Genomic DNA, 8,532 nt, shown 5'->3' on the forward strand with positions numbered 1-8,532 from the left:
CCCCCTCCCCCGTCGCCTCCGTCGGCAGCGCGACCAGTCCGAGATCGGCGCCGTCGGCGAGCAGGCGGTGGGCCGGCAGGACCCGGACGGTGTAGCCGTACGGCCCGGTGCGGTCCAGGGCGAGCGGGCCCTCGTACACCCAGCGCCCCTCCAGGTCGGGGCCGCCCGCGGGCTTCAGGGCGACCGTACGGGCCTCCGCGAGCGTGTCGGCGGCGTCCACCCGCCCGGCGACCGCCTGCACCTCCACGTCGTCCGGCTGGAGCCCGCCGAGGCCGACGCGCACCCGCAGGGCGAGCGTGGAGCCGAGCTCGGCGTGGCCGTTCACGGCCGTCGCGGAGACCGCCTCCACATGGTCGACGGCCACCTGCGGCCAGACCGCCCGCACCCGGGCCTTCCACTCCGCCAGCTCCCGGGCGGTGTCCGGCTCCAGCGCGCGGTGGGCGTGGGCGGCGGGCGCGTACAGCCGCTCCACGTACTCCCGCACCATCCGCCCCGCCAGCACCTTGGGCCCGAGCGAGGACAGGGTCTCGCGGACCATCTCGATCCAGCGGCCCGGCAGCCCGTCCGCGCCCCGGTCGTAGAAGCGCGGCGCCACCCGCTCCTCGATCAGGTCGTACAGCGCGGTCGCCTCCAGCTCGTCCCTGCGGTCCTCGTCGGTGGCCGAGCCGTCGGCGGTGGGGATGGCCCAGCCGAAGTCCGGCGCGAACCACTCGTCCCACCAGCCGTCCAGGACCGACAGGTTCAGGCACCCGTTGAGCGCCGCCTTCATGCCGCTGGTGCCGCACGCCTCCAGGGGCCGCAGCGGATTGTTGAGCCACACGTCGCACCCCGGGTAGAGCTTCTTGGCCATCGCCATCCCGTAGTCGGGCAGGAAGACGATGCGGTGGCGCACCCGGGGGTCGTCGGCGAACCGCACCAGCTCCTGGACCAGCCGCTTGCCGCTGTCGTCGGCGGGGTGCGCCTTGCCCGCCACCACGATCTGCACCGGGCGGGTCGGGTGGAGCAGCAGCTCCATCAGCCGGTCCCGGTCGCGGAGCATCAGCGTCAGCCGCTTGTAGGAGGGGACGCGGCGGGCGAAGCCGATCGTCAGGACGTCGGGGTCGAGCACCCCGTCCACCCAGCCCAGCTCGGCGGTCCCGGCCCCCCGGGAGCGCCAGGACGCGTACAGCCGCTCGCGCACCTCCACGACCAGCTGCTCGCGCAGCTCGCGCCTGAGCTCCCAGATCTCCGCGCCGGGGATCTCGGCGACCGCGTCCCAGCGCGGCGAGCCGCCCACGGTCAGCGCGTCCTCGGCGCGCCCGGCGCCGATCTGCCGGGCGCCGAGCCGGAACACCTCCGGCGCCACCCAGGTGGGCGCGTGCACCCCGTTGGTGACGGAGGTGATCGGCACCTCCGAGGGGTCGAAGCCGGGCCACAGGCCCGCGAACATCTTCCGGCTGACCTCCCCGTGCAGGGTGGAGACGCCGTTGGCGCGCTGGGCCAGCCGCAGCCCCATCACGGCCATGTTGAAGAGGTTGGGCTCACCGCCCGGGTAGGTCTCCAGGCCGAGCTGGAGGATCCTGGAGACGTCGACGCCGGGCAGCTCGCCGTCGTCGCCGAGGTGGTGGGCGACCAGCTCGCGGTCGAAGCGGTCGATGCCCGCGGGAACCGGGGTGTGGGTGGTGAAGACGGTCCCGGCGCGCACCGACTCCAGGGCCGCGTCGAACTCCAGCCCCTCGCCGGCGAGTTCACGGATCCGCTCCAGGCCGAGGAAGCCCGCGTGGCCCTCGTTGGTGTGGAAGACCTCGGGCGCCCGGTGCCCGGTGATCCGGCAGTACGCGCGCACCGCCCGCACCCCGCCGATGCCGAGCAGCATCTCCTGGAGGAGCCGGTGCTCGCTGCCGCCCCCGTACAGCCGGTCGGTGACCTCGCGTTCGCCGGGGCCGTTCTCCTCCACGTCGGAGTCGAGCATCAGCAGCGGGACCCGGCCGACCTGGGCGATCCAGACCACCGCGTGCAGGGCGCGACCGCCGGGCAGCCGCAGCACGATCCGGGCGGGCTCGCCGCCGGGTTCGCGCAGCAGCGCCAGCGGCAGTTCGTTGGGGTCGAGGACGGGATAGTGCTCCTGCTGCCAGCCGTCGCGCGAGAGGGACTGGCGGAAGTAGCCGTGCCGGTAGAGGAGGCCGACCCCGATCAGCGGTACGCCGAGGTCGCTGGCGGACTTCAGATGGTCGCCGGCGAGGATGCCGAGCCCGCCCGAGTACTGCGGCAGGGCGGCGGTGATCCCGAACTCCGGCGAGAAGTAGGCGACGGCCCGCGGCAGCCCGTCGGGCTGCTCCTGGTACCACCGCCGCCCGCCCAGGTAGTCGGCGAGGTCGTCGGCGCAGGCGGTCAGGGAACGGACGAAGCGGCGGTCCTCGGCCAGCGCGGCGAGCCGCGCGGCGGAGACCGACCCCAGCAGGCGCACGGGGTCCTCCCCGGCCGCCCGCCATCCCTCGGGGTCGACGGACCGGAACAGTTCTCTGGTCTCGGGATGCCAGGACCAGCGCAGATTGCGGGCCAGCTCGCTCAGGGGCCGCAGGGGCTCGGGGAGGACGGGGCGGACGGTGAACCGACGGATTGCCTTCACGTGTTCCACCTTCGCAGGGGATGTACGTAACAGGAGGGGCGTACAGCTCTGTTCGACTCTCCTTCACCCCCGACGGTAGTGGGAGGGCGCCCCGCACTACCACGGCGCACGGAGGCGACCGCCCCCCGCGCGCGCTCTCGGCGGGGCTCCACGAGGGGTGGCCGTCGTACGGGGCACGGGCCGCGGTCCCCGCGCGCCGGGTGTGGGCGCCCCCTCGGCGGGAACACGGAACCCATGGCGTACCGGACCGGTTCGGGCACGTCGATGGCCGCCCCGCACGGGCCGCCACCGCGGGACCACCCGTGCCGGGCCGGGCCCGGCCGGCCGGCCGCGGCGGGCGGACGGCCGACCGGGCGCCAACTGAACTTGTGGGTAGGCAAATTCTGGCCCGGTGCCGCCGAAAGACGGGGCCGTCTCCTTGTCCGGACCGTTACGCCCCGGTAGTTAACGAACCACCGGAATGCCCACTCGTCCCGCGTGGAAGGCTCCACCGGTAGGACGCCGTCCGTGCAACCGCTGACCGCCACCCGAGTGAACGCGGACAGGAGCGGCCATGCCCACAGCCCGTCAAACGTCGACGGAGCAGTTACAAAGAGCAGACCCCGCCACGCCCCGTACCCACCAGCCACCAGGTGAGCCCGTGAATCTGCCCATCGGCCGTATCCCCGTCCTGGACGTCCGCCCCGCCGTCGACTGCGGCCGAAGGCCGGCGAAGGCGGTGGCCGGCGAGACCTTCATGGTCACCGCCACCGTCTTCCGCGAAGGCCATGACGCGGTCGCCGCCAACGTGGTCCTGCGCGACCCGCGCGGGCGGCCGGGCCCCTGGACGCCGATGCGCGAGCTCGAACCCGGTACCGACCGCTGGGGGGCCGAGGTCACTCCGACGGCCGAAGGGCACTGGTCGTATACGGTCGAGGCGTGGAGCGACCCGGTGGCCACCTGGCGCCGGCACGCCTCGATCAAGATCCCGGCGGGTCTGGACACCGAGCTGGTCCTGGCGGAGGGCGCGGCGCTGTACGAGCGGGCGGCGCGCGGGGTGCCCAAGACCAAGGGGCGCGAGGCGGTGCTGGCCGCCCTGGACGCGCTGCGCGACGGCGACCGCCCGGCCCCCGCCCGGCTCGCCGCGGCCCTGACCCCCGAGGCGGACGCCGCTCTGGCCCGCTATCCGCTGCGTGAACTGGTCAGCGCCTGCGAGCCGTTGCCGCTGCTCGTGGAGCGCGAGCGGGCGCTGTACGGATCGTGGTACGAGCTGTTCCCGCGCTCCGAGGGCGCCGTCGTCGAGGCCGGGAGGCCCCCGGTGAGCGGCACCTTCCGGACCGCCGCCGAGCGGCTGCCCGCGGTCGCCGCGATGGGCTTCGACGTGGTCTACCTCCCGCCCGTGCACCCCATCGGCACCACGTTCCGCAAGGGCCCCAACAACAGCCTCTCGGCCGCGCCCGGCGACGTGGGGGTGCCCTGGGCCATCGGTTCGCCGGACGGCGGCCATGACGCGATCCACCCCGACCTCGGCACCCTCGACGACTTCGACGACTTCGTGCGCACGGCGCGCGACCTGCGGATGGAGGTCGCCCTCGACTTCGCGCTCCAGTGCTCACCCGACCACCCCTGGGTGGACAAGCACCCCGAGTGGTTCCACCACCGGGCCGACGGCACCATCGCGTACGCGGAGAACCCGCCCAAGAAGTACCAGGACATCTTCCCGCTGGCCTTCGACCGGGACATGCCGGGGCTGGTCGCGGAGACCGTACGGATCCTGCGGTTCTGGATGGACCACGGGGTACGGATCTTCCGCGTCGACAATCCGCACACCAAGCCGGTGGTCTTCTGGGAGCGGGTGCTGGCGGAGGTCAACGGCAGCGACCCGGACGTCGTCTTCCTCGCCGAGGCGTTCACCCGGCCCGCGATGATGCACACCCTGGCCCGGATCGGCTTCCAGCAGTCCTACACGTACTTCACCTGGCGCAACACCAAGCAGGAGCTGACCGAGTACCTGACCGAGCTGACCGGCGAGAGCGCCGCGTACATGCGGCCCAACTTCTTCGTGAACACGCCGGACATCCTGCACGCCTACCTCCAGCACGGCGGGCGCCCCGCCTTCGAGGTGCGCGCGGTGCTCGCCGCGACGCTCTCGCCCAGCTGGGGCGTGTACGCGGGCTACGAGCTGTGCGAGAACACCGCGCTGCACGCCGGCAGCGAGGAGTACCTGAACTCGGAGAAGTACGAGCTGCGGCCCCGCGACTGGGAGGCGGCCGAGCGCGAGGGCCGTTCGCTGGCCCCGCTGCTGACCACGCTCAACCGGATCCGCCGGCGCCACCCCGCACTGCGGCAGCTGCGCTCGCTGCGCTTCCACGGCACCGACAACGACGCGGTGCTCGCGTACAGCAAGCGCTCGGGGTCGAACACCGTTCTGGTGGTCGCCAACCTCGACCCCCACCACACCCAGGAGGCCACGGTCTCGTTGGACATGCCGGAACTCGGCCTCTCATGGCACGAGTCCGTCCCGGTGCGCGACGAGCTCACCGGTGAGACCTACCACTGGGGCAGGGCCAACTACGTGCGTCTGGAGCCGGGTCGTGCGCCCGCGCACGTCCTGGTCCTGCGACCGTCCCCGCCGATCGGAGGGTCACCCACACCATGATCGTCAACGAGCCCGTCCACGACACCTTCGAGGACACTCCCGCCAAGGACCGCGATCCCGAATGGTTCAAGCGGGCCGTCTTCTACGAGGTGCTGGTGCGGTCCTTCCAGGACAGCAACGGCGACGGCGTAGGGGATCTCAAGGGCATCACCGCCAAACTCGACTACCTGCAGTGGCTGGGGGTCGACTGCCTCTGGCTGCCGCCCTTCTTCAAGTCCCCGCTGCGGGACGGCGGTTACGACGTGTCGGACTACACCGCGGTGCTCCCGGAGTTCGGCGACCTCGCCGACTTCGTGGAGTTCGTGGACGCCGCCCACCAGCGCGGCATGCGCGTGATCATCGACTTCGTGATGAACCACACCAGCGACCAGCACCCGTGGTTCCAGGAGTCGCGGAAGGACCCCGCGGGCCCGTACGGCGACTACTACGTCTGGGCCGACAACGACAAGCAGTACCAGGACGCCCGGATCATCTTCGTCGACACCGAGACCTCCAACTGGACCTTCGATCCCGTCCGCAAGCAGTACTACTGGCACCGCTTCTTCTCCCACCAGCCCGACCTCAACTACGAGAACCCGGCCGTCCAGGACGAGATCCTGGCCGCGCTGCGGTTCTGGCTGGACCTGGGCATCGACGGCTTCCGCCTCGACGCCGTCCCGTACCTCTACCAGGAGGAGGGCACCAACTGCGAGAACCTGCCCGCCACCCACCAGTTCCTCAAGCGGGTGCGGACGGAGATCGACGCGAGCTACCCGGACACCGTGCTGCTGGCCGAGGCCAACCAGTGGCCCGAGGACGTCGTCGACTACTTCGGCGACTACGCGGCGGGCGGCGACGAGTGCCACATGGCGTTCCACTTCCCCGTGATGCCGCGCATCTTCATGGCCGTGCGCCGCGAGAGCCGCTACCCGGTCTCCGAGGTGCTCGCCAAGACCCCGGCCATCCCCAAGACCTGCCAGTGGGGCATCTTCCTGCGCAACCACGACGAGCTGACCCTCGAAATGGTGACGGACGAAGAGCGCGACTACATGTACGCGGAGTACGCCAAGGACCCCCGGATGCGCGCCAACATCGGCATCCGGCGCCGCCTCGCCTCCCTGCTGGACAACGACCGCAACCAGATCGAGCTGTTCACCGCCCTGCTGCTCTCGCTGCCCGGCTCGCCGATCCTCTACTACGGGGACGAGATCGGCATGGGCGACAACATCTGGCTGGGCGACCGGGACGCGGTGCGCACCCCCATGCAGTGGACGCCCGACCGCAACGCGGGCTTCTCGTCCTGCGATCCGGGGCGCCTCTTCCTCCCCACGATCATGGACCCCGTCTACGGCTACCAGGTCACCAACGTCGAGGCGGCGATGGCCTCGCCCTCCTCGCTGCTGCACTGGACCCGCCGGATGATCGAGATCCGCAAGCAGAACCCCGCGTTCGGTCTCGGTTCGTACACCGAACTCCCCTCCTCCAACCCGGCGGTCCTGGCGTTCCTGCGGGAGCACAACGACGACCTCGTGCTGTGCGTGAACAACTTCTCGCGGTTCGCCCAGCCCACCGAGCTCGATCTGCGGGCCTTCGCCGGCTGCCATCCGGTGGAGCTGATCGGCGGGGTGCGTTTCCCCGCCATCGGCCAGTGGCCCTATCTGCTCACCCTCGCGGGGCACGGCTTCTACTGGTTCCGGCTGCGCAAGGACAGCGTCGTGATCGCCTGAACCCGCCCGGCTGAGGAGTGCTTTCGGGCGGCCCCGGACGGGCCGGTTTCCCCCGTCCCGCCCGGGGCACTCTCCTCAGCAACGCTCCGGACCGCTTTCAGTGGCACACCGGAGGCTCCGCGCGCCGCCGGACAGCCAATGCCGCAATCCGGGACACTCTGCGCACATCCTGCTGTGAGCCCGGGGAAAGGACGCGCTGCCATGCCCAAGGCCGCACCCACCCTGACTCCTGTCGCGCTGCTGCCCTCGCTGGCGCCCCTGCTGCACGAATGGCTCCCCAGACAGCGCTGGTTCGCCGGCAAGGGCCGTCCGGTCACCGGCTTCCAGCTGGTCTCGGTCACCGAGCTGCTGCCCGGCTGTCTGCATCTGCTGGTCCGCGCCGAGCAGCCCGGCACCGCCCCCGAGCCGCCCGACGTCTACCAGCTGCTGCTCGGCGCCCGGAAGGTGCTGCCGCCGCCGCTCGCCCCCGCGCTCGTCGGCCACGCCACCGACGGGCCGCTGACCGGACTGACCGTCTACGACGCCCTCCAGGACCCGCAGGTCGCCGGGCTCCTGCTGGAACGGCTGCGCACCCCGGGCCGGCTCGGTCCGCTGCACTTCGGCTGCGACGCGGAGATCCCCGTCCCGGCCGGGCTCACCCCCCGCCTCCTCGCCGCCGAGCAGTCCAACTCCTCGCTGGTGTACGGAGATACGTTCATCCTCAAGGTATTCCGTCGTATCCACTTCGGGGTCAACCCCGACCTGGAACTTCCGCTGGTCCTGGCCCGGCACGGGTGCGCCCGGGTGCCCGCCCCGGCCGCCTGGATCCGCACCGACCGGCCCGAGAACGCCACGCTCGCCGTGCTCCAGCCCTATCTGCGCGACTCGCGGGACGGCTGGCAGCTGGCGCTGCGCGCGCTCGCCGACGGGCGCGACTTCACCCGGGAGGCCCACGCGCTCGGCCGGGCCACCGCCGAGGTCCACACCGCGCTCGCCCACGCGCTGCCGGTGGTCACCCTCGGCCGCGCCCAGACCGGACTGCTGGCCGCCGCGATGCACGAGCGCCTGGAGGCGGCGGCGCAGGCGGTGCCGGCGCTGCTGCCCCATGTGCCGGGGCTGCGCGCCGCGTTCGACGCGGTGACCCGGGTGTCCGGGTCCCGACCCGCCCAGCGTGTCCACGGCGATCTGCACCTGGGCCAGGCCCTGCGGACCGGTGACGGCGAGTGGGCGGTCATCGACTTCGAGGGCGAGCCGGCCCGCCCGCTGGCCGAGCGCCGCCGCCCGCAGCCGCCCGTCCGCGACGTCGCCGGGATGCTGCGCTCCTTCGACTACGCCGCCCGCACCCAGCAGCCCTGGCGCCCCGAATGGGCCGAGGCCTGCCGGGACGCGTACTGCTCGGGCTACGCGGCGGCGGCCGGCACCGACCCGCGCGACGAGCCCGAGCTGCTGCGCGCGTACGAGACCGACAAGGCGGTGTACGAGGTGCTGTACGAGGCCCGCCACCGCCCCGACTGGCTCGCCGTCCCGATGGCGGCGGTCCGCCGACTGGCCCAGCACTGACCCCGACCCCGCACCACCCCCGAGGAGGCCGTACCCGTGAC

Annotated in this window: 4 protein-coding genes; 3 read left to right on the forward strand and 1 reads right to left on the reverse strand. The window is 72.4% G+C overall.

What is annotated here, in order from left to right; translation table 11 throughout:
* The coding region (glgP, locus tag ACJA3G_RS23235) for an alpha-glucan family phosphorylase (RefSeq protein WP_406554966.1) at window positions 1-2,608 on the reverse strand (2,608 nt) is incomplete at its 3' end.
* 553 nt (window positions 2,609-3,161) lie between these two features.
* On the opposite strand from glgP, the gene ACJA3G_RS23240 reads away from it, so the two are divergent.
* The 3 genes from ACJA3G_RS23240 to ACJA3G_RS23250 all read left to right on the forward strand — a co-directional run bounded on the left by ACJA3G_RS23240 (window position 3,162) and on the right by ACJA3G_RS23250 (window position 8,491).
* Window positions 3,162-5,246 carry an alpha-1,4-glucan--maltose-1-phosphate maltosyltransferase gene (locus tag ACJA3G_RS23240; RefSeq protein WP_406554967.1) on the forward strand — a complete coding sequence of 695 codons (2,085 nt, stop codon included), beginning with the start codon at window positions 3,162-3,164 and terminating at the stop codon, window positions 5,244-5,246.
* Window positions 5,243-6,952 (forward strand): maltose alpha-D-glucosyltransferase, encoded by a 1,710-nt coding sequence (treS, locus tag ACJA3G_RS23245; protein ID WP_406554968.1) that lies wholly within the window; start codon window positions 5,243-5,245, stop codon window positions 6,950-6,952. The genes ACJA3G_RS23240 and treS overlap by 4 nt, the downstream gene beginning before the upstream one ends.
* Before the next feature lie 201 nt (window positions 6,953-7,153).
* Window positions 7,154-8,491: a maltokinase N-terminal cap-like domain-containing protein gene (locus ACJA3G_RS23250; protein ID WP_406554969.1), complete on the forward strand. Its 1,338-nt coding sequence runs from the start codon at window positions 7,154-7,156 to the stop codon at window positions 8,489-8,491.
* Window positions 8,492-8,532: the final 41 nt, after the last annotated feature.

Origin of the sequence: Streptomyces sp. YS-3 (assembly GCF_045257485.1) — a bacterium.
Lineage (GTDB): Bacteria > Actinomycetota > Actinomycetes > Streptomycetales > Streptomycetaceae > Streptomyces.

Coding starts and splice junctions, on each gene's coding strand:
- ACJA3G_RS23250 (WP_406554969.1), top strand. CDS start 7,154: ATGCCCAAGGCCGCACCCACCCTGACTCCTGTCGCGCTGCTGCCCTCG.
- ACJA3G_RS23240 (WP_406554967.1), top strand. CDS start 3,162: ATGCCCACAGCCCGTCAAACGTCGACGGAGCAGTTACAAAGAGCAGAC.
- treS (WP_406554968.1), top strand. CDS start 5,243: ATGATCGTCAACGAGCCCGTCCACGACACCTTCGAGGACACTCCCGCC.